This is a genomic window from Streptomyces spiralis, from assembly GCF_014654675.1.
Taxonomy (GTDB): domain Bacteria; phylum Actinomycetota; class Actinomycetes; order Streptomycetales; family Streptomycetaceae; genus Streptomyces; species Streptomyces spiralis.
This window is the reverse complement of record NZ_BNBC01000152.1, coordinates 1-810: the sequence shown is the minus strand read 5'-3', so window position 1 is coordinate 810 and position 810 is coordinate 1. Positions and strand designations below refer to the sequence as shown.

General features: G+C 71.6%; 1 pseudogene. It reads right to left on the bottom strand.

Features of this window, described 5'->3' with window-relative positions:
• Window positions 1-810 (bottom strand): annotated as a pseudogene (locus IE318_RS44445) (transcriptional regulator); the annotation flags it as partial.

The window sequence follows — 810 nt, the reverse complement described above, 5'->3', positions numbered from 1 at the left end:
GGCAGTGGTTCGAGAGGGACCCTCTTGCGGCCCGGGGTGAGGAACGGGCAGGTGGCGTCCGCGGTGTGCAGGAACCAGGACAGCAGCCGTTCCAGAGCCCGGTCCCGCTCGCCCGGCGGCTCCACGGTGAGAACTTGTTCGGCAGCGTAGATGCGCAGCAGGTCATGCAGCGCATAGCGGCCGGGCTTGGGCTCGTCGAGCAGATGAGCGTGGGTGAGTTCGGCGAGCAGGCCGTGGGTCTCCCGCAGGGGGAGCCCGGCCAGGGCTGCCGCCGCGGGTGCGGAGAAGTCGTCAGGGCCGGGGTACAGGCCCAGCAGACGGAACAGCCGCGCCGCCGGCGCGGACAGGGCCTCGTAGGACCAGGAGAAGACGGCTCGTACGTCCGTGCCGAGCTCACCGCTCTCGAAAGCATCGAGACTGTCGCGGCTGTCACTCAATTCATCGGCGATGGCGCTGAGGGGGAAGTCGGGACGGGTCACCGCCCGGGCGGCGACGATGGCCAGTGCCAGCGGCAGGCGGCCGCAGCGCGCGAGGATGTCGTCGACGGCGCGCGACTGCGCGGCCAGGCGCTCGGCACCCAGACGGCGGAGGAGGAACTCCTGCGCCTCGAACGGCATCAGTTCGCCAAGTGTCAGCGGCTGGGCCCCGTGGCCGACGATGAGCCCAGTGAGCTGGTTGCGGCTGGTGACGACGACCAGGCAGCCCGGGGAGCCGGGCAGCAGCGGGCGGACCTGATCGGCGTCGCGGGCGTTGTCGAGCAGGATCAGCACCCGCCGGTGCGCGAGCAGGCTGCGGTACAGCGCTGCCTGG